The organism is Micromonospora aridisoli (assembly GCF_056150025.1).
Map to the genome: position 1 here is coordinate 349444 of NZ_JAXCFK010000003.1, position 18826 is coordinate 368269.

General features: G+C 72.8%; 19 protein-coding genes and 2 pseudogenes. 9 read left to right on the plus strand and 12 right to left on the minus strand.

Annotated elements, in window-relative coordinates; translation table 11 throughout:
* Positions 1 to 13: 13 nt before the first annotated feature.
* Positions 14 to 553, minus strand: coding sequence for a hypothetical protein (locus SM447_RS08575; protein WP_474572196.1), 540 nt, complete (start codon positions 551 to 553; stop codon positions 14 to 16).
* A 335-nt stretch (positions 554 to 888) separates the two neighbouring features.
* On the opposite strand from SM447_RS08575, the gene SM447_RS08580 reads away from it, so the two are divergent.
* Entirely contained in the window at positions 889 to 1836 is a 948-nt protein-coding gene (locus SM447_RS08580) for a TerC family protein (RefSeq protein ID WP_474572379.1), read from the plus strand.
* A gap of 10 nt (positions 1837 to 1846) precedes the next feature.
* Here the strand turns inward: SM447_RS08580 and SM447_RS08585 are convergent, their stop codons facing one another.
* The 4 genes from SM447_RS08585 to SM447_RS08600 are packed head-to-tail and all read right to left on the minus strand — an operon-like array spanning position 1847 to position 4583.
* Entirely contained in the window at positions 1847 to 2272 is a 426-nt protein-coding gene (locus SM447_RS08585; protein ID WP_474572197.1) for a hypothetical protein, read from the minus strand.
* 46 nt (positions 2273 to 2318) lie between these two features.
* Entirely contained in the window at positions 2319 to 3077 is a 759-nt protein-coding gene (locus SM447_RS08590; protein ID WP_474572198.1) for an SDR family NAD(P)-dependent oxidoreductase, read from the minus strand.
* Positions 3070 to 4335 (minus strand): AMP-binding protein, encoded by a 1266-nt coding sequence (locus SM447_RS08595; RefSeq protein WP_474572199.1) that lies wholly within the window; start codon positions 4333 to 4335, stop codon positions 3070 to 3072. The genes SM447_RS08590 and SM447_RS08595 overlap by 8 nt, the downstream gene beginning before the upstream one ends.
* Complete coding sequence (locus SM447_RS08600) at positions 4332 to 4583, minus strand: acyl carrier protein (RefSeq protein WP_093403117.1); 252 nt, start codon at positions 4581 to 4583, stop codon at positions 4332 to 4334. Before SM447_RS08600 ends, SM447_RS08595 begins: the two co-directional genes overlap by 4 nt.
* Before the next feature lie 78 nt (positions 4584 to 4661).
* Here SM447_RS08600 and SM447_RS08605 point away from each other — a divergent pair, with 78 nt between their 5' ends.
* Positions 4662 to 5171, plus strand: a complete 510-nt coding sequence (locus SM447_RS08605) for a GNAT family N-acetyltransferase (protein WP_474572200.1) — start codon at positions 4662 to 4664, stop codon at positions 5169 to 5171.
* A gap of 61 nt (positions 5172 to 5232) precedes the next feature.
* Here the strand turns inward: SM447_RS08605 and SM447_RS08610 are convergent, their stop codons facing one another.
* On the minus strand, positions 5233 to 6987 hold the full coding sequence (locus SM447_RS08610) for a hypothetical protein (RefSeq protein WP_474572201.1): 1755 nt from the start codon (positions 6985 to 6987) through the stop codon (positions 5233 to 5235).
* Positions 6988 to 7253: 266 nt separating this feature from the next.
* On the opposite strand from SM447_RS08610, the gene pseB reads away from it, so the two are divergent.
* From pseB to SM447_RS08635, 5 genes are read left to right on the plus strand one after another with little or no spacing between them, the layout of a single operon-like run.
* The gene (pseB, locus tag SM447_RS08615) at positions 7254 to 8237 is read left to right on the plus strand and encodes a UDP-N-acetylglucosamine 4,6-dehydratase (inverting) (protein WP_474572202.1); all 984 of its coding nucleotides are present in this window, start codon (positions 7254 to 7256) and stop codon (positions 8235 to 8237) included.
* On the plus strand, positions 8234 to 9394 hold the full coding sequence (locus SM447_RS08620) for a DegT/DnrJ/EryC1/StrS family aminotransferase (RefSeq protein WP_474572203.1): 1161 nt from the start codon (positions 8234 to 8236) through the stop codon (positions 9392 to 9394). The genes pseB and SM447_RS08620 overlap by 4 nt, the downstream gene beginning before the upstream one ends.
* 10 nt (positions 9395 to 9404) lie before the next feature.
* The gene (locus SM447_RS08625; RefSeq protein ID WP_474572204.1) at positions 9405 to 10241 is read left to right on the plus strand and encodes a hypothetical protein; all 837 of its coding nucleotides are present in this window, start codon (positions 9405 to 9407) and stop codon (positions 10239 to 10241) included.
* A gap of 41 nt (positions 10242 to 10282) precedes the next feature.
* Positions 10283 to 12073, plus strand: coding sequence for a class I SAM-dependent methyltransferase (locus SM447_RS08630; RefSeq protein ID WP_474572380.1), 1791 nt, complete (start codon positions 10283 to 10285; stop codon positions 12071 to 12073).
* Positions 12070 to 12804: a cytidylyltransferase domain-containing protein gene (locus SM447_RS08635; protein ID WP_474572205.1), complete on the plus strand. Its 735-nt coding sequence runs from the start codon at positions 12070 to 12072 to the stop codon at positions 12802 to 12804. The genes SM447_RS08630 and SM447_RS08635 overlap by 4 nt, the downstream gene beginning before the upstream one ends.
* 5 nt (positions 12805 to 12809) lie before the next feature.
* Here the strand turns inward: SM447_RS08635 and SM447_RS08640 are convergent, their stop codons facing one another.
* Entirely contained in the window at positions 12810 to 13037 is a 228-nt protein-coding gene (locus SM447_RS08640; RefSeq protein WP_474572206.1) for a hypothetical protein, read from the minus strand.
* Here SM447_RS08640 and SM447_RS08645 point away from each other — a divergent pair.
* Complete coding sequence (locus SM447_RS08645; protein WP_474572381.1) at positions 12960 to 13859, plus strand: spore coat protein; 900 nt, start codon at positions 12960 to 12962, stop codon at positions 13857 to 13859. The genes SM447_RS08640 and SM447_RS08645 overlap by 78 nt on opposite strands.
* Here SM447_RS08645 and SM447_RS08650 read toward each other — a convergent pair.
* From SM447_RS08650 to trpB, 3 genes are read right to left on the minus strand one after another with little or no spacing between them, the layout of a single operon-like run.
* Positions 13821 to 14591 (minus strand): GntR family transcriptional regulator, encoded by a 771-nt coding sequence (locus tag SM447_RS08650; RefSeq protein WP_474572207.1) that lies wholly within the window; start codon positions 14589 to 14591, stop codon positions 13821 to 13823. The genes SM447_RS08645 and SM447_RS08650 overlap by 39 nt on opposite strands.
* A gap of 15 nt (positions 14592 to 14606) precedes the next feature.
* Positions 14607 to 15401, minus strand: a complete 795-nt coding sequence (trpA, locus tag SM447_RS08655) for a tryptophan synthase subunit alpha (protein WP_474572208.1) — start codon at positions 15399 to 15401, stop codon at positions 14607 to 14609.
* Positions 15398 to 16597 carry a tryptophan synthase subunit beta gene (trpB, locus tag SM447_RS08660; RefSeq protein WP_474572209.1) on the minus strand — a complete coding sequence of 400 codons (1200 nt, stop codon included), beginning with the start codon at positions 16595 to 16597 and terminating at the stop codon, positions 15398 to 15400. Before trpB ends, trpA begins: the two co-directional genes overlap by 4 nt.
* Positions 16598 to 16743: 146 nt before the next feature.
* On the opposite strand from trpB, the gene SM447_RS08665 reads away from it, so the two are divergent.
* Complete coding sequence (locus SM447_RS08665) at positions 16744 to 17379, plus strand: alpha-ketoglutarate-dependent dioxygenase AlkB (protein WP_474572210.1); 636 nt, start codon at positions 16744 to 16746, stop codon at positions 17377 to 17379.
* Positions 17380 to 17469: 90 nt separating this feature from the next.
* On the opposite strand, the pseudogene SM447_RS08670 reads toward SM447_RS08665, so the two are convergent.
* A pseudogene (locus tag SM447_RS08670) lies at positions 17470 to 18219 on the minus strand (CE1 family esterase); the annotation flags it as partial.
* Positions 18220 to 18818 (minus strand): annotated as a pseudogene (locus SM447_RS08675) (RICIN domain-containing protein); the annotation flags it as partial.
* Positions 18819 to 18826 lie beyond the last annotated feature (8 nt).

The following is an 18826-nucleotide window of genomic DNA, read 5'->3' on the forward strand; positions in this document are numbered from 1 at the left end:
TCTGGCCGCCGCGCTACCGAAGGCCGATCTGTCCCGTAGCCCACAGGTACGTCACCGCTGACAGTTCGAGGCCCCCGAGGTTGACCGGCTCGCCGGTCGACGTGGACACCAGACAGTTGGCGGCGAGGCACTCCTGCACGAACTGCCCGAGCGCGGTGCGGCGGTTTGTCGCGTCCTCCTTGGCGGGGTCGGAGCTGGTGCAGGAGCTGATGAACTGTGCCTGCATCGATCCGCCACCCGACGGTTCGGACGACAGTTTCGGAACGGTCCTGCGCAGAGCGTCCAGGTAGTCCTGAGGATCACCAATCCGCCAGTACTCGCCGTTGGCGAGCCCGTCGACCAGTCTGTCGGTCGACAGGGTTTCCGTGTCAACCACGCTTCTGGTGTACACGTCGCCGATCTTCTTGGAGAGCAGATAACCGCGGACCAGTTCCGCGCTGCCCTCGTCGGAGCTCTGAGCCAAACTCCTCAACGAATCGGCGGACATGAGATCCAGGATGTAGAACTGCATTTCTGTGGCCAGTGACCAGATGTACGACTGCTCCTCCAGCATCGAGATCTCCGCTCAATTCAGTCCCCGCGACGCACGAGTTGGGAGTGAAGCTTTCTCCCGTAAGGCCATGGTGGGTGCGGGACGGACCCGATGCGTCGGTGCAGTCGGTTCGGCGACTGGTGCGAACCCGACACGGCACGCTTGACTAGCGAAGCGTGCTTCGCGAATACTGGTACGCAGTTCGAGGGGGAGTACCCGACGCAACGCGCGTCGCCGACAGTACGGGCCCGGCCATCCGGGCCCCGGTGACGCGGTCACCGCGCCCGGTGGCCGGGGAGACCTTCGTCCAGCAACGCCGGGCCCGAGGGCTCCGGCCGGACGAGAGGTCGTTCCCGGTGTCCGTCTCCTGGTGGGTCTGGGCCGTGCTGATGCTGGCGATCGGCGTCATGCTGGCCATCGACCTGTTCCTGCACCGCGACAACCACGTCATCGGCTTCCGTGAGGCCGCCACCTGGTCCGGCATCTGGATCGCCGCCGGCCTGCTGTTCGGCGTGATCCTCTGGGTCTGGCAGGGCGGCGACGTGGCCGGCACCTACTTCGCCGGTTACCTGATGGAGAAGGCGCTCTCCATCGACAACGTCTTCGTCTTCGCGCTGATCTTCTCGTACTTCGCGGTCCCGGCCGCGTACCAGCACAAGGTCCTGTTCTGGGGCGTCATCGGCGCGCTGGTGTTCCGGCTGGTGTTCATCTTCCTCGGCGTGGGACTGCTCGAGACGTTCTTCTGGACCGCGTACCTGTTCGGTGCGTTCCTCGTCTACACCGCCTACAAAATGGCCTTCCAGCACGGTGCCGAGGCCGCGCCGGACCGCAACCTCGTGGTGCGCCTGGTACGCCGTGTCCTCCCGACCGACCCCGCCTACCACGGCGACCGGTTCTTCACCCGGGTCGACGGCAGGCGGGTGGCGACCCTGCTGTTCGTCGTCCTGGTCGCGGTCGAGGCCACCGACCTGATCTTCGCGATCGACTCGGTGGCGGCGATCCTGGCCATCACCACCAGCACGTTCATCGTCTGGACCGCGAACGCCTTCGCGATCCTCGGGCTACGCAGCCTGTACTTCTGCCTCGCCGGGCTGCTCCGCCGTTTCGTGCACCTGCACTACGGCCTGGCCGTCCTGCTGGCCTTCGCCGGGGTCAAACTCATCCTGTCCGAGACCCCGGTCGGCAAGCTGCCCATTCCCGTGACCCTGGGGTTCATCGTGGCCACGATCGCGGTGTCGATCGCCTGGAGCCTGCGGAGCACCAGCGCCCGTCAGCAGACGCCGGAGCGCTCGCAGCTTCCCTGACGGTGCGGTCTCAGCCGGCGTCGGAGACCACGACACCGGTGCAGGTGCGCGGTTCCCGGTCGGCCGGGGCGAAGGCGACGGTGACGACCAGGTCGGCCAGCGGCAGGGTGCGCCACAGCCACACGGTGCCGGGCGGCACCTCCAGGCCGTGCCGGTGCCACCAGGTCGCCACCGGGACGTCGGCGAGCTTGGCCAAACACTCGACGCGGGTCCACCGGGCCCAGAAGTCCGTGGCACCGAAGCGGCGGACCAGCGCGGCGGGTAGCGCAGCGCCGGCCCGCTCGGCGTCGATCGCGACCTGCCAGCCCGGCACCGGCGGGGCGTACCAGCCGACGCAGCGTCCGTCGTCGAGATGGCTGCGGGTGACGGCGTCGCCCGACCCGGCCACCGACGCCACCCGCAGGTGCCGGGGCGCGGTGGCGAGCAGGGCGGGCACCCGCCGTCCCGCGCCCTGATCGGCGCGGGACGACCGGTGGGATGGCTCAGATCGAGGCGGCACCGTCGACCACGATGACCTGACCGTTGATGTTCGTCTGGTCGCGCAGCAGCAGCCGCACCACCGGCACCACCTCCTCCGGCTCGGTCAGCTGACCGGTCGGCGTGCGGCGCACGATCTGGTCCAGCTGGGTCTGGCCGAGCACCGCCGACATCTCCGAGGCGAAGAAGCCCGGCGCGACGGCGTTGACCAGCACCCGCCCGCCCAGCTCCCGGGCCAGCGAACGGGTGGCCGCGTCCATTCCACCCTTGGTGGCGGAGTACGCGACCAGGCCGGGGAAGCCGCGCTGCGCGCAGATCGAGGTGATGTTGACGATCCGCCCGCGCCGCCCCTGGGCCAGCATCCGTCGCACCGCCAGCCGGGTGAGCTGCAACGGTGCCGTCAGGTTGGTCTCGATGATCCGGGCGATGTCGGCGGTGGCGGTGTGCACGTGCAGGCTGTCCTGCCCGACGGCCGCGTTGTTCACCACCCCGTCGATCGGGCCGAGCCGCTCCTCGGCCTCGCGGACGAACGCCTGTGCGGCGGCGAGGTCGGTGACGTCGACCGAGCCGACGTGCGACCGGTCCGGGTGGGCGTCGGCGAGCTTGGCCAGCTCGGGGGTGACGGTACGGGCGAAGGCGGCCACCTTCAGGCCCGATTCGAGCAGGTCGGTGACGATGGCCAGACCGAGGCCCCGGGATCCGCCGGAGACGAGCACCACGGAGCAGGGCGGCACGGGGTTGGCGGGGGTGGTGGGATCAGACATCGCTCTTCAGGGTCTCCTTGACGGGTATCTCGGTCAGCACGCGGATCCGGCGCGGGACCGCGTACTCGGGCAGCCGCTCGGCGCACCAACGCACCAGCGTCGCCTCGTCCGGCGGAGGGTCGGTCGCCCCGGCGGCGGTCCGGGTCGCTACCACCTCGGCGACGACCATGTGGCCGAGCAGCGGGGCCCGCCGACCGGTGACCCGGGCCCAGGCCACCTGCGGGTGAGCGGTCAGCACGTCGCGGACCACCCCGGCGGAGACCTTGCTGCCGCCGACGTTGATCTCGTCGGCGTCGAGCCGGCCGGTGATCAGCACGCGGTCGCCGGCCAGTTGCGCCCGGTCGCCGGTGCGGACCGGACCGTCCAGCCCGGCACCGTGATACGGCGAGGTGATCACCAGTTCTCCGTCGCGCACCCCGATCGTGGGACGGCCGGGTACCGAACGGTCCAGCCACTCCACCGGGAACCCGGCCCGCCCGTCGTGCACCACGATGGCCGCGCCGACCTCCGAGGAGGCGTAGATCCAGGAGATGCGGGCGGCCGGAAACAGCTCCCGCAGCCGGTCCAGGATCGTCTGGTCGACCGGCTCGCCACCGAGGGTGAGCTGACGCAGCGGCACCCGGGCCAGCCCGTCCGGATCACGGTGCAGGGCCCGCCGCCAGAAGGTCGGTGTGCCGGAGGCGGCGTCCACACCGTGCTCGGCGGCCAGCGCGGGCCAGTCGTCGAGCTGCTCCGGCTCGACCACCACCAGATCCTGCCCCGGCTGGGTCAGCGACAGGGTCACCACCTGCCACCAGGCGTACGTGCCCGGGGCGTACGGGCAGAGCCAGGTCCGGGCAGGCTGCTGCCCCCGGACGGTGGTCAGCGATGCGAGCGTGTGCCCCACCCGCTTGGGCCGGCCCGTCGAGCCGGACGTCAGCAGCCACAACCGGCCCGACTCGGCGGCCCGCCCCGGAGCCGCGAACCCAGCGGGCGTCTCGCCGTCCAGCTCACGCACCGCGAACCCGGCGTCCCGCAGTTCCTCGCGCATCGCCGCGTCGACCCGGCCGGCCGTGCTGAGCAGCAACTCGGTGCCGTGCACGGCGTGGTGCCGGGCGGCGGCGAGGGCGTACCGGGCCGAGTGGGCCAGCGCGGCGACGGGCGCCGGTAGCGACAGCTCCGGCAGATCGCGCCAGGTCAGCGCGGCACCGTCGACGATGACGCGGTTCTCCACCCCCGGGAGGCCGGCGGGGGCCTGCGAGGCGGTCTCTACGCTCACTGCCGTTGCAGTTCGACGAGGAAGTCCAGCACGTCGCCGACGGTGGCGATCCGGCGCAGCCCGGGAGCGTCGAAGTTCAGCTCCTCCCCCGTGGCGTCCTCGACGCGCAGGGCCAGTTCGGAGAAGTCCAGCGACCGGAAGCCGACCTCCCGCAGATCGGCGGCGTCGTCGGCGGGCAACGCCTTGCCCTGGTTCTTGAGAACCTCGCCCATGAGGTCGCGAATCTGCGCCCGACTCAATTCCTTCATGCGGCGGAGTGTACAGCCAGGTGAATCGTGATTAGGGTGCCCGGTGACCATGGAAACGGAGCGGAAAGGGAGCGCTACGTGCTGCGTGACGCCACCGAGGACGACGTTAACCTGATGTTGTCCTGGCGTAATCAGGAAATCAACCGACAGGTCAGCAAGACCAGTCATGTCATCACCCCCGAGGAGCACCGGCGGTGGTGGTCCGCGGTGCGTCAGGACCCCGGCCGTCGGGTGCTGACCTACCTGCGCGACGGCGTACCCAGCGGCGCGGTCACCTTCTTCGACCTGCGGTTGTCCGACCCGCGCAGCGGGGCGTGGGGCTTCTATCTGGACGCTGACGGCCTGGCCGAACGGGGCGAGACGCTGCCCGCCTGGCTGGAGGTGATGCGGGAGGCGGTCGACCACGCCTTCGACGTGCTGAACCTGGACCGGCTCGACGGTGAGGTGCTGGCCCACAACACGGTGGTGCGCCAGATGAACCGCCGCCTCCGTTTCGTCGAAGGGCCGGGTCGTCAGGAGACGCACGACGGCCGGGAAATCACCGTCATCCCCATTTCTCTGGAGCGCGCCAACCGTCGCGTTCGCTGATTCTTCCTATTCTGTCCACGCATTGTTCACGTGAGGTTTTCGGCGCGGGGACATGCCGTTGTCACCGGCGACGCCAGGCGGCCCAGTTCCGCTCGGGGTCGCCGCCGAGGCGGACGAAGCCGTACCGGGTGCCGTCCCAGTCGCCGGGTTCGCCGGGCGCCCAGCGCGCGAAGACCACCTCCGCGGCTGCCGGCGGGCGGTCCCTGAACCACGGCACCTCGGTCCAGGTGACCTGGTGACTGAGGTTGAACCGGAGCTGGTAGGGCACTCCGGTGGAGGCGGCGACCCGCTCCGGCGGCCGGATTCCCAGGTCCGTCGCGCCGGGCACGGGTGTGCCGGCCACGGCCAGCGGACGGATCAGCCGCTGCGTGATCAGCTGCATGGTCGCCACGTTGACCACGACCAGGGCCGCGAGCACCATGGCCAGCAGGGTCGTGCGCGCGCGTCGACGCCGGGTCGCGAGCACGAGCAGCAGGCAACCGGCGATCCCGATCGCCGACCCGACCAGCGGCCGCATCTCTCGCCACCCGCCGGTCAGCGCCATCAGGTCCGGCGCGCTGAACCCGCCCCAGCGCAACCGTGCGCCCCGGTCCGCCGCGTCCGCCAGCCGAACGTGGATCAGGGCCCCGCCGGCGGCCAGCAGCAGCACCGTGGCGGCGGCCCGGCGCAGCACCGGCCGATGCGCCGCGCCGACCAGCACCCCGACGCCGACCAGCAGCCAGAACGGGGCGAACATCTGCACGTACCGGGCGTAGATGGCGTCGGGTACCCGGTCCGGGACACCGGCGAGGACGGCCTCCGCGCCAACGGCGACGCCGACGGTGGTCAGCAGCGCCACACCGAGGGTCCACCCAGCGGCCGCGTCGCCCCGGCGGCGCAGCCGGGTCACCGCCTCGGCGCCGGCCAGCCCGGCCAGCCCGAAGGTGACCACCATCAGGTACCACAGCTGCGTGCCGACCGACGCCAGCACCTGCGACAACCCCTCACCGGAGGTGACGGCCCGCCCGGCGTTGCCGCTGGCCGGTTCGCCGAGCAGGCGCACCGTCTCGCCGAGCAGCCGTACCCCGGTCTCGTTGGCCACGACCGCGGCCAGCACGGGCAGCGTCGCCGCCAGCATCGCGGCCGGTGCCAGCCGGCGGCGGACGACCAGCGCCAGCACCAGCGCGGCGTACCCGGCCACGATCACCACCCCGCGCGAGTGCACCAGGTGACACCCGCCCGCCAGGGCACCGCCCACCGCCGCGGCGGCCGGGCCGGGCCGCTCGGCCAGCCGGTGCACGGCCAGCAGCCAGGCCAGCAGCAGCGGGCCGAGCACCGCGTCGGTCATCGCCACCGTGGAGTGGAAGACCACCGCCGGCAACGTCGCCGCGGCGACCGCCGCCGCCAGGGCCACGCCGGGCCGCAGCCCCAGCAGCCGACGACCCAGCAGGTACGCCAGCGGCAGGACCGTCGCGTTCACGGCCGAGTTGATCACCCGCACCAGCAGGTAGGTGTCGACGAAGTCCCGGTCGAACAGGAAGGCCGGCGCGATCAGCAGCGGGTAGCCGATCCGGCGCAGCGTCTCGTTCTCGGTGCTGAAACCGCCCGGACCGCCCGCCAGGGCGCGGGCGGTGTTCAGGTAGCTGTCCTCGTCGGTGTGCGCGAACGGCATGGCGGCGTGCCGGGCCAACCAGATCCGCCAAGCCGTTCCCAGCAACCAGCCGCACACCAGCAGCAGGGGCAGCAGCCACCGTCGCCGCTTCGTCGACGCGGACCCGGGCGGGTCCGCCGACCCGCGCGCATCCTCGGTCCGGGCCGCCTCGGCCTCGATGGTCATCGTCCCTCCCACGACGCGGCCGGGCAGGCGGCCGCCGTACGGAGGCACCCGGGACCCGGTCAGGTCGGGACCTTAGCCGCCTGGTCGGGGCGGATCGGCGGGCACGCCGCGACGACGGCGAGTGTTCGCCAACCGGGTGCCCGCCATTCACCGCCACACGGCGCCTGGTTAACCGCAGGGCATGTGCCCGTTAACCCTCCCGGTCTAGCGTTCCCACCCGGCCGGCCCCAGGCCGACCGCACAACCGACGAACACGGGAGCACCAGTTGAGCGAGCTGAACGGATCGTCCATCCTCGTCACCGGGGGAACGGGTTCCTTCGGCAGGACCTTCCTGCGGCACCTCCTCGCCGAGACCGATCCGGCCCGGGTGGTGGTCTTCTCCCGTGACGAGCTCAAGCAGTACGAGCTGCGCCAGCAGCTCGGTGACGATCCCCGACTGCGCTGGTTCATCGGCGACATCCGGGACCGGCACCGGCTGATCCGGGCCATGCACGGCGTCGACCACGTGGTGCACGCCGCCGCCCTCAAGCAGGTCGACACCGCGGAGTACAACCCGTCGGAGTTCATCGCCACCAACATCACCGGTTCGCAGCACGTCGTCGACGCCGCGATCGAGGCCGGGGTGAAGAAGGTGGTGGCCCTCTCGACCGACAAGGCGTCCAGCCCGATCAACCTGTACGGCGCGACGAAGCTGGTCGGCGACAAGTTGTTCATCTCCGCCAACCACTACGCGGCGCAGCACCCGACCCGCTTCTCGGTGGTGCGCTACGGCAACGTGGTCGGCAGCCGCGGCTCGGTGGTGCCGCTGTTCCGTCGGCTCGCCGCCGAGGGCAAAAGCCTGCCGATCACGGACAAGCGGATGACCCGCTTCTGGATCACCCTGGACCAGGCCGTGCAGTTCGTCATCGACTCGTTCGACCAGATGCAGGGCGGTGAACTGTTCGTGCCGCGCATCCCCAGCATGCGCATCCTCGACCTGGTCGAGGCGGTCGCACCGGACGCCACCACCCACGAGATCGGCATCCGCCCCGGCGAGAAGCTGCACGAGGAGATGATCGCCCCGGACGACAGCCGCCGGACGTTGATCGCCAAGGACCGGTTCATCGTGCAGCCGACCATCGCCACCTGGGGCTACCAGCCACCGGTCGGCTGCGAGCCGGTGCCGGACGGGTTCGCGTACCAGTCCGACTCCAACGACGAGTGGCTCACCGTGCCGCAGCTGCGTGACATGCTCGGCATCACCGCATGACCGCTGACTTCCTCCCGTACGGACGCCAGTCGGTGACCGACGACGACGTGGCCGCCGTGGTCGCCGCCCTGCGCAGCGACTGGCTCACCACCGGTCCGGAGGTCGCCGCCTTCGAGGCGGACATCTCCGCCTGGGCCGGCGGGGCCGGGGTGGCGACGGTCTCCAACGGCACCGCCGCGCTGCACGTGGCGTACGCGGCGGCCGGCGTCGGTCCGGGTGACGAGGTGATCGTGCCACCGATGACGTTCGTCGCCACCGCCAGCAGCGCGGTCGCCCTCGGCGCCCGGGTCGTCTTCGCCGACGTCGAGCAGGAGACCTTCACCCTCGATCCGGCGGCGGTGGCCGCGGCGACCACCGGACGGACGAAGGTCGTCGCCGCGGTGGACTACGCCGGCCACCCGGCCGACTACGACGCGCTGCGCGCCGCGCTCGACGGCACCGACGCGCTGCTGCTCGCCGACGCGGCGCACTCGATCGGCGCCACCTACCGGGGCCGACCGGTGGGGTCGCTGGCCGACCTGACCACGTTCTCCTTCTTCCCCACCAAGAACCTGACCACCGCCGAGGGCGGCGCGGTCGCCACCACCGATGCCGAGCTGCTCAAGCGGGCTCGCCGGTTCCGCAACATCGGGCTGGTCCGGGAACACGACGAGCTGCGGTGGCCGGACGAGGGTGGCTGGCACCAGGAGGTGCACGAGTTCGGCCTGAACTACCGGCTGCCGGACGTGCTGTGCGCGCTGGGCCGTAGCCAGTTGCGCCGGCTCGGTGCCTTCCTCGCCCGCCGCGCCGAACTGGTGGCCCGCTACGACGCGGCCCTGGCCGACCTGCCCGGCGTACTCCTTCCCGGCAGGCGGGGCTGGGCCGCACCGGCCTGGCACCTGTACCCGATCCGGGTGCTCGACGGCCGCCGCCGCGAGATCTACGAGCGGATGCGTGCGGCCGGCATCGGGGTCCAGGTCAACTACATCCCCGCGCACTGGCACCCGGCCTTCGCCGACCTCGGCTACCGGCGCGGCAGCTGTCCGGTGGCGGAGGGCTTCTACGGCCAGCAGCTGTCGCTGCCGCTCTATCCTGGACTGCGCGACGCCGACCAGGACCGGGTCATCGACGCGCTGGCCGCGGCCCTGCGCGGCGCCTCGGTACGCTCCGCCGCCTGAGGGGACGCCGATGCACCACGCAAACCACTTCTACGGCCACGCCCACGTACTGGCCCGCTACGCCGGGCTCGGTGACGGACACCCACCCCGGATCAACGGGTACGTCCAGCACGGCTGGAACATCGGCGACGGCCTGGCCCCCGGCCACCCGTACGCCGAGCGCACGCCGAGTCTGCTCTGGTCCGAGCAGACCCGGCGGCGGGCCTGGTCGGTCGGGCGGCGCAACGTGACGGTGATCGGCGCACCCTTCGTCTACCTGCTGTCGATGCGGCCGGAGGAGGAACCGCAGCCGGTCCGGGAAGGCACCATCTGGTACCCGTTCCACGGCTGGGAGGGCCAGCACGTCAAGGGCGACCACAGGGAACTGATCGCCCGGATCAGGGACACCGAACCCGGTCCGGTCACCGTCTGCCTCTACTGGCACGAGCACCGGATGCGACGGGTACGCCGGCTCTACGAGAACGCCGGCTTCCGGGTCATCTGCCACGGCTACCGCGGCCACTGGTGGAAGGACACCGATCCGCAGTTCCTGGACCGCCAGCTCGCCGAGCTGCGCCGGCACGCCCGGGTCGCGTCCAACCGGCTGACCAGTGCCATCTTCTACGGCATCGCGGCCGGCTGCGAGCCGGCCGTGTACGGCGACCCGATGGTGTTGGCCGACGAGGACCCGACCTTCGGCGGTACCGCCCGCATCCGCCGGCAGTGGCCGGAGCTGCACGGCGAACAGGTGCACCTGCCGACCGCCGTCGAGATCGCCCACGCCGAGCTGGGCACCGACCACCGCCACCCGCCCGCCGCGCTACGGGAGCTGCTGGGCTGGGCGTACCCGCAGGAGGAGACGACGTGAGAACCGAGACGGCGTCGCCGGTGACGCTGCCCGGCGGCGAGATGCTCGCCTGGTCCGACCGGCCGGACGAGGTCGGCGACGCTCCCCTCGCGACGCTGGCCGCCCGCCTGGTGCCGGCCGGCGCGCGGGTGCTGCTGGCCGGCGCGCACAGCCCGGCGCTGCTCGACGCGCTGGCCCACGCCCGGCTCACCTGCCTGCTGCGCGGCTATCCGGACGCGGCGCTGGTCGCCGGCCGGGTGGACCGGGTGCTGGTCGCCGGCCCGCACGGACTGCCGGCGGGCGAGGAGTACGACCTGGTGATCGCCGGTGCCGGACTGGACGCGATCGAGTCGGTCGAGGGTCACCGGCTCGGCTGGGACGGGCTCCTGGCCCGCCTCGCGGCGGCCGTACGTCCCGGCGGCCACCTGCTGCTGCGCCTGGACAACCCGCTCGGCGTGCACCGCCTGGTCGCCGCCGAGAGCTGGTACGCCGGCCGCGACGACGCCGAGTGGAGCGTCGGCGGGGTGCTCGACGCCGCCCGGCCCGCCAGCCTGGAGCAGGCACGTCGGCGCCTGACCGCAGCCGGACTGCGGGCCGGCGCCTGCTACGCCGGGTACCCGCGTCCCGACCTGACCACCGCGCTGCTCGCCGTCGACCAGTTGGCCGGGCGCACCACCAGCGGGCTGTTCGACGCGGTGCTGCACGCCGCCTGCACCGAGGGTTACGCCGGCCGGTTCGTCCTCGCCGATCCGGCCCGGCTGGCCGTGGACGCCCTGCACGCCGGCCGGGCCGCCGACCTCGCCCCGTCCTGGCTGGTCCTCGCCCACCGCCCGGCCCGGCCCGACGCGACCGACGAGCCGACCGGCACCGTCGCGACCGACGGGCTGCCGGTGGCGCTGGTGGGCGGCGCGTCGGCCGGTTCCGTGGTCGAGGTGCTGGACGGGCCAGAGGGCTGGTGCTGGCGCCGGCCCGACGGCGGTGGTCGCGGCGGAACCGCTCCCGCGCCGTACGCCAGCCGGGAGGCGGCCTACCGCGACCCGGACGCCCTCGACGGCCCGGTGCCCGACGGGCGACTGCTGCGCAGCCTGCTGCTGGACGGCTGCCTGCGCCGCGACACCGCGCTGCTGCGCAGCCTGCTCGGCGGATACGCAGACTGGCTGGCCGGCCAGGCCGAGCAGGGGCGGCTCGCCGGGGCGGTGGCCCTGGCCGGGGCGGACAACCTGGTCGTCGACGGGGACCGCTGGGCGGTGCTCGACCCGAGCTGGCGGGCCGCCGCACCGTTGCCGGTCGACGTGGTGCTGGCCCGGACCCTGTGGCGCTTCGCCGCCGAACTGCTCACCGGCGGGTACGCCCACCCGTGGACGTCCACGCTGGACGTGGCGGGGCTGGCCGTGGTGCTCGGCGGCGTCGCCGGACGGGACTTCGACCGGGCTGTCGTCGACGCCGCCGTGGAGACGGAGGCCGCGGTCTCCGCCGCGCTACGCGGGCTGGACGCCGCCGGCCGGGTCGACCTGGACACCGAGCCCCAGGCGGTCACCCCGACCGACCCTCCGCCGGGTCCGCGCAGCTACCAGCAGCTGCGCGAGGCGTGGCTGCGGCAGCGGGAGGAGAACAGCCGGCTGGCCGCACTGCTCAGCTGGACCGAGAACCTGCTCACCTCGCGGGAACGCGCCCTGCGCCGAGCCGAAGCGAAGATCAACCTGCTGAGCGGTTCGCTGAGCTACAAGGTGGGACGGCTGGCCCTCACCCCGGCCCGGATGGCCAAGCGCGGCGCCCGAGCCGCCAAACGCCGCGCCCGCACCGCCATCGCCCCGAAGCGACCGACTGACGTCGAGCAGGGAGGACAGCCGTGACCGACCGCATCGTCGGCGTCGTGCAGGCGCGGATGGGCTCGTCCCGGCTGCCCGGCAAGGTGCTGCGTCCACTGGCCGGACGCAGCGTCCTCGGCCGGGTGGTCCGGGCCGCCCAGGACAGCGGCGTGCTCGCCGACCTGGTGGTGGCGACCAGCACCGACGCCAGCGACGACGCGGTGGTCGCCGAGTGTGACCGGCTCGGCGTCGCCTGGCACCGGGGTCCGGTCGACGACGTACTGACCCGCTTCGTCGGTGCCCTCGACGCCCATCCCGCCGACGCGGTCATGCGGTTCACCGCCGACTGTCCGCTGCTGGACCCGGAGATCGTCACGCTGGTCGCCTCGGTGTACCGCGCCGTGCCGGGGCTGGACTACGCCAGCACGTCGATCGCCCGCACCCTGCCCCGGGGTCTGGACGTGGAGATCATCCGGGCGGCGGCGCTGCGCACCGTCGACCGGCTGGCCACCGAGCACCACCGGGTGCACGTCACCTCGTACGCGTACGCGCATCCGGAGCTGTTCCGGGTGCTCGGCGTGACCCTCACGCCCGATCGCTCGCAGCTGCGACTCACCCTCGACACCGACCGCGACTGGGAGCTGGTCCGCGCGGTGGCCGACCACTTCGGCGACGTCAGCGTGCCGCTGGCCAAGCTCGCCGACTGGCTGGACGGCCAGCCGGAGCTGCGCGCGCTCAACGCCGACGTGCGGCAGAAGCGGTTGGAGGAGCGCTGAGCACGCTACGGGTCGGGCTGCGCTGTGACGCCGGGCCGCTGCGCGGCGTCGGTCACCTGGTCCGTTGTCTCGCCCTCGGCGAGGAGTTCCAGGCCCGGGGTGCCACCGTCGAGGTCTTCGGCACCGTCGACGGCGTCGGCTGGGCGGCCGACCAGCTGACCGCCCGGGGCATCCCGCTGCACCCCGGTCCGGAGACCCCGGACGAGCTGGTCGCCACGGCCCGCCGGCACCACCTCGACGTGCTGGTCCTCGACTCGTACGAGCTGGATCCGGCCGGAGCGGGCGCGCTGCGTGCCGCCGGGGTGCTGACGCTGGCCATCGTCGACGGGGACACCCGGGGGCAGGACGCCGACCTCTACCTCGACCAGAACTTCGCCACCGACCTGGCGGTGCCGGCCGGCCGGCTGCTCGCCGGGAGCGGGTACGCCCTGCTGCGCGAGGGTGTCCTGGCCGCCCGGCCGGTGGCCCCCCGCCCGGCGGCGGCGGTCGATCCCCCCTCGGTGCTGGCCTTCTTCGGCGGCACCGACGCGGCCGACGCGGCCCCGGTGCTGACCGAGGTGCTGCTCTCCACCGGCCGGCCGATGGAACTCACCGTCGTCGTCGGCCGGCCCGAGGTGGCCGCCCGGATGGCCCGGTTGACGCCGGGACCGGGGCAGACGCTGCTCCCGGTGCCACCCACCGGTACGCTGCCCGCCCTGATCGCCGCGGCGGATCTGGTGGTCAGCGCGGCCGGCACCTCCACCTGGGAACTGTGCTGCCTCGGCGCACCGTCGGCGCTGGTCTGTGTGGTGGACAACCAGCGCGAGTCGTACCACCGGGTGGTGGCGGCCGGCCTGGCCGCCGGGCTCGGTGAGCTGTCCGCGTTGGCCGGCGAGGCGGAGGCGGCCCGAGCTGCCGCGCACACCCTGGCGGGGCTGCTGGCCGACGGGGCAGGACGGGCGTCCCTGTCCGCCCGCGCCTGGGCCGCGGTGGACGGGCGCGGGCGGGAGCGGGTGGTCGACGCGGTGCTGGACGCGCTACGACACGTCGGCGCGGGACGCTCCCCAGTGCAGTGACAGGCCCCGCGCAGCACGGTCGGTGTTGATCTCCATCATGCTGCCGAGAATCGTCGCCCGGTCGGCGACGATGGCGGTGCCGTCCACCGTGTAGGTGGTCCGGTCGCTGACCAGCACGGCGGCGCCCGGCGCGTCGTCGAGGTGCAGGGCCAGTGCGGCGTCGAGAAGGCCGGGCCGGATCGTCTCGGTCGCCCGGGTCACCGAGACGCCGCCGGCCGCGAGCGCCTCGTACAGCGAGGTCACGGTGAAGTCCACCGCGCGCAGCCCGTCGGCGTGCGACGCGCGTACCCACGAGACCTGGTGCACCGCACGGCGACCGGCGAACGCGCGGACCCGCTCCAGCCGCAGCCCGGATTCCGTCGTGGGGGCGCGCAGCGTCGCGGCGACCCGCGCGGGCAGACGGCGCACCGCGCGGCCGACCACGGTGGTTCGCACCTCGTGGCCCTGGTCCCGCAGGTCGTCGGCGAAGCTACGCAGCGAGCCGAGCCGGTACGCCAGATGCGGTGGGGACACGAAGGTGCCGCGGCCGGGCTGCTGGTCGATGAGCCCCTCGTCGCTCAACTGCCGCAACGCCTGGCGGAGCGTCATCAGCGTGACACCGTAGGCGGCGCTGAGGTCGCGCTGCGACGGAAGTGCCGCACCCGGCGGGTACTCTCCGGCGCGGATCCTGGCGGCGAGGTCCGCGGCGATGGTGCGGTACCGCGCCACGGGCGCGTCCTGCCCGGTAGCCATGCGCCGCCCCGCCTCCTAACCTCCGGTCTGCGCCGGCACGCCGTCCAGCGCCGCGCGCAGCGACCCGACGAACCCACCGATCGCCGCCGGATCGGCACCGTCGAGCAGGCGCCGCATCAGCGCGGCGCCGACGATCACGCCGTCGGCGTCCCGCGCCGCCTCGGCTGCCTGCGCCGGCGTCGAGATGCCGAACCCCAAGAATACGGGCCGGTCGGTGACGCCCCGCAGGCGCCGCGCCAGGCCGGCGGCCGAGGCGGCGAGCTGCTCCCGTTCGCCCGTGGTGCCCATCAGGGAGACCGCGTAGATGAAGCCCCGGCTCCGTTCGGCGACCTCCCGGAGCCGCCGCGGTGGCGTGGCGGGTGACGCCAGCAACGCGAGATCGACGTTCGCGGCACTCGCCGCCGCACCGGTCGAGGCGACCTCCTCCAGCGGCAGGTCCGGCACGATCAGACCGCGGACGCCGGCCTCGGCGAGACTCCGACAGAACCGGCCCGCGCCGCGTCGCACCACGAGATTGGCGTACGTGCTGACGACGACCGGCACGTCGATCCGGCTCCTCGACAGGTCGGCGAGTACGCCACCGGTGGTGGCGCCACGGGCGAGCGCGGTGTCGGAGGCCTCCTGGATGGTGACGCCGTCGAGGGTGGGGTCGGAGAAGGGGATGCCGACCTCGATGGCGTCCGCCCCGGCATCGGCCAGGGCGCGCAGGTGGTCGGTCCAGTCCGGGGTCACGCCGCCGGTGAGGTACGGCATGAGCAGCTTGCGCCCACGGTCCCGTCGCAGCCGCAGCCGGGTCTCCAACGTGGTCATTCCGTCTCCTCAGCGGCCAGGTACGTCATGAGTGTCGCGATGTCCTTGTCGCCGCGCCCGGAGAGCGTGACGAGCACACTGCTGCCCGCCGGCAGTTCGGCGGTCCCGGCGGCACGGATCACCCAGGCGAGCGCGTGCGCCGACTCGATGGCCGGGACGATGCCCTCGGCCCGGGCCAGTCGTACCGCCGCCGCCAGCGCCTCCTCGTCGGTGGCCGTGACGTACTCGGCGCGGCCGAGGTCGCGCAGGTGGGCGTGCTCCGGCCCGACGCCCGGGTAGTCCAGGCCCGCGGCGACCGACCGGGCCTCGCGGATCTGGCCCTCCTCGTCCTGGAGGAACAGCGACTGGAATCCGTGCAGAACGCCGATCTCGCCCAGGGCGGCACCCGCCCCGCCCGCCGCCTCGACCCCCACGAGCCGGGCGGGCGTGTCGACGAACCCGGCGAAGGTGCCGGCGGCGTTGGAGCCACCGCCGACACAGGCGACGACGTGGTCCGGTGTGCCGGTCGACAGCTGCCCGGCGCACTGGTGTCGCGCCTCCTCCCCGATGACCGCCTGTAGCTCGCGGACCATCCACGGGTACGGGTGCGGCCCGATCACCGAGCCCACGCAGTAGTAGGCGTCGTCGGTCACGCCCACCCAGTGACGCATCGCCTCACTGGTGGCGTCCTTGAGCGTTCGGCTGCCGGACCGCACCGGGACGACCTCGGCACCGAGCAGCCGCATCCGGAAGACGTTGTGCGCCTGCCGCTCGACGTCACGCTCGCCCATGAAGACGGTCACCGGCAGGCCCAGCAGGGCGCCGGCGGTGGCGGTGGCGACGCCGTGCATCCCCGCGCCGGTCTCGGCGATCAGTCGTCGCTTGCCCATCCGGCGGGCCAGCAACGCCTGCCCCAGCACATTGTTGATCTTGTGGGAGCCGGTGTGCGCGAGATCCTCCCGCTTGAGCAGCACCGTCACGCCGAGTTCGGCCGACAACCGCACCGCCGGGCTCAGCGGTGTCGGCCGTCCCGCGTACATCGCCAGCAGCCGGGCCAGGCCGCCCCGGAAGCCCGGATCCGCCCACGCCTCGGCGAAGGCCGCCTCGACCTCCTCGCACGCGGGTATCAGCGGCTCGGGTACGAACCGGCCACCGTGGCGCCCGAACCGGCCGGCCACCGGCGCGGTTGTCGAGTCGCGCACCGCGAGAGCGTTCATGTCGACCACCTCTGTTCTATAACTGTTATCCTCTGTTATAGAACAGTGCGAGCGACGGCGCAAGGTCGGCCACACTGCGGCGCCCGCCGTCGCCAGCAGCGAGGACGGTCGCACAGATGTACTAAACATGCTGTTAGGGTGGGAGGATGTCGCAGACCGCGTACCAGCCGTCGATGCTGGAGGTCACCGACGCCGAGCCCGCCCTCGGCCCGTTGGCCGGGCAGCCGCGCCGGCACCCGCTCAGCCGAGGCGCCTGGGTCGACCACCTGCCCGGCTGGGTGCAGGGCTCGGACCAGGTGCTCGACGTGCTGCTGCGGGAGGTGCCGTGGCGGGCCGAGCGACGGACGATGTACGACGCCGAGGTCGACGTGCCCCGCCTGCTCTGCTGGTACGGCGCCGGCCGGCCACTGCCGCATCCGGTGCTGACCGCCGCGCGCACGGCGTTGACCCGCCACTACGCCGACGAGCTGGGCGAACCGTTCGTCACCGCCGGCATGTGCCTCTACCGCGACGGCCGCGACAGCGTCGCCTGGCACGGCGACACGCAGGGCCGCTCCGCCCACACCGACACCATGGTCGCCATCGTCTCCTTCGGCTCGCCCCGACACCTGCTGCTCCGCCCGCGCGGCGGTGGCACCAGCCTGCGCTTCCCGCTCGGGCACGGCGACCTGGTGGTGATGGGCGGCTCCTGCCAGCGCACCTGGGAACACGCCATACCCAAGACCGCCCGCCCGGTCGGCCCCCGGGTCAGCGTCCAGTTCCGCCCCTCCGGCGTCGCCTGAGCACGGCCCGCCCGGTGTGTGGGCAACAGGGCGGCCCGCCCCCGCCGGATCGACGGGGACGGGCCCGGCCCAGGCATGAAACGCGGACTAGAACTGCGCGAAGAAGCGCCAGACCTCGCCCTTGGTCCAGGTACGGGCGCCGCTGTCGCCGCCGCCGTCGACCGGACCGGGGGTGTGACCGCCGTCGAACGCGCCCCACTGCACCGGATAGCCGGCCCGGCATCCCGAGTAGACGGTGGTGATGTGCGTCCGGCTGCCCGCGGCCGGCTCGGGCGGGTTCTGCGGCGTGCAGCCGTTGTTGCGGACGAACCGGTCGCGCAGCGACCGCCCGCTGGTGATGTTGTCGGAGATGCCGTGAATGCCGAAGTACGCGACCGGCTGGGTTCCGCCGCTGCAGCCGCTCAGTTCCCGGGGAGCGCCGTAGACCGCGACGGCCCGGAAGACGTTCGCCCGGGCACAGGCGAGGGCATAGCTCATCGCCCCGCCGTAGCTGAACCCGAGGGCGAAGCGCTGCGCGGTGTTGACGCAGAGGTCACTCTCGATCCGGCGGATCATGTCGTCGACGAAGGTCACGTCCTCGCCGCCGGAGTTGGCCCAGCCGTTGCCGATGCCTTGGGGCGCGACCAGGATCGCGCTGTTGTTCGACTGCTCCTGCTGGCCGTAGTAGGCCCAGGCGGCCCCGTCGGCTCCGCCGTACGCGACGTCGCCCGAGGTGCCACCCAACCAGTGGAACGCGAACATCAACCGGTAGCGGGTGTTGCTGTTGTAGTTGGCGGGGATCCGCAGGATGAAGCTGCGACTCTTGCCGCCGCTCTGGATCGTGTGCGTGCCGTTGCCCAGCGTCGGAGTCCTGCCGCACCCGGCCCCCGGCTCACCGGTCGGTGGTGGCGTGGGACCGCCACCGCCGACGGGGAGCAGCTGCCACTGCTGGTTGGCGCCGTTGCCGTCGGCATACTGGATGACGTTCGCCCCGTCCGAGGTCGAGGCACCTGCACGTCCACCGCCTTGTTGCTGTTCCGGTTGATCAGCCGGACGTGGCCACCGTCGGAGTCGGCCAACCGGAACTGCTGGTTCGTGCCGTTGTGGTCGGACCACTGCACGATCGCGGCACCGTCGGCGGTCGACGCGTTCGACACGTCCAGGACCTTGCCGGAATGCCGCGACCTCAGCCGGTAGAAACCGCCGCCGGAGTCCACGAACTGCCACTGCTGGTTGGCACCGTTGTTGCGGGTCCACTGGCTGATCCGCGCGCCGTCGTTGGTGGCCAGACCGTACACGTCCAGCGCCTTGCCGCTGTTGCGGTTGACCAGCACGTACCAGGCGTTGGTGTCCACCGTCGCCGCCGCCGCAGGTGCCGCGTTGACCGCGACCAGGCTGCCGGCCGCCAGGACCGCCGCGCCGACAGCGGCCACGACCGACCGTCGTCGACGCCCGGGAGGAGAGGCGG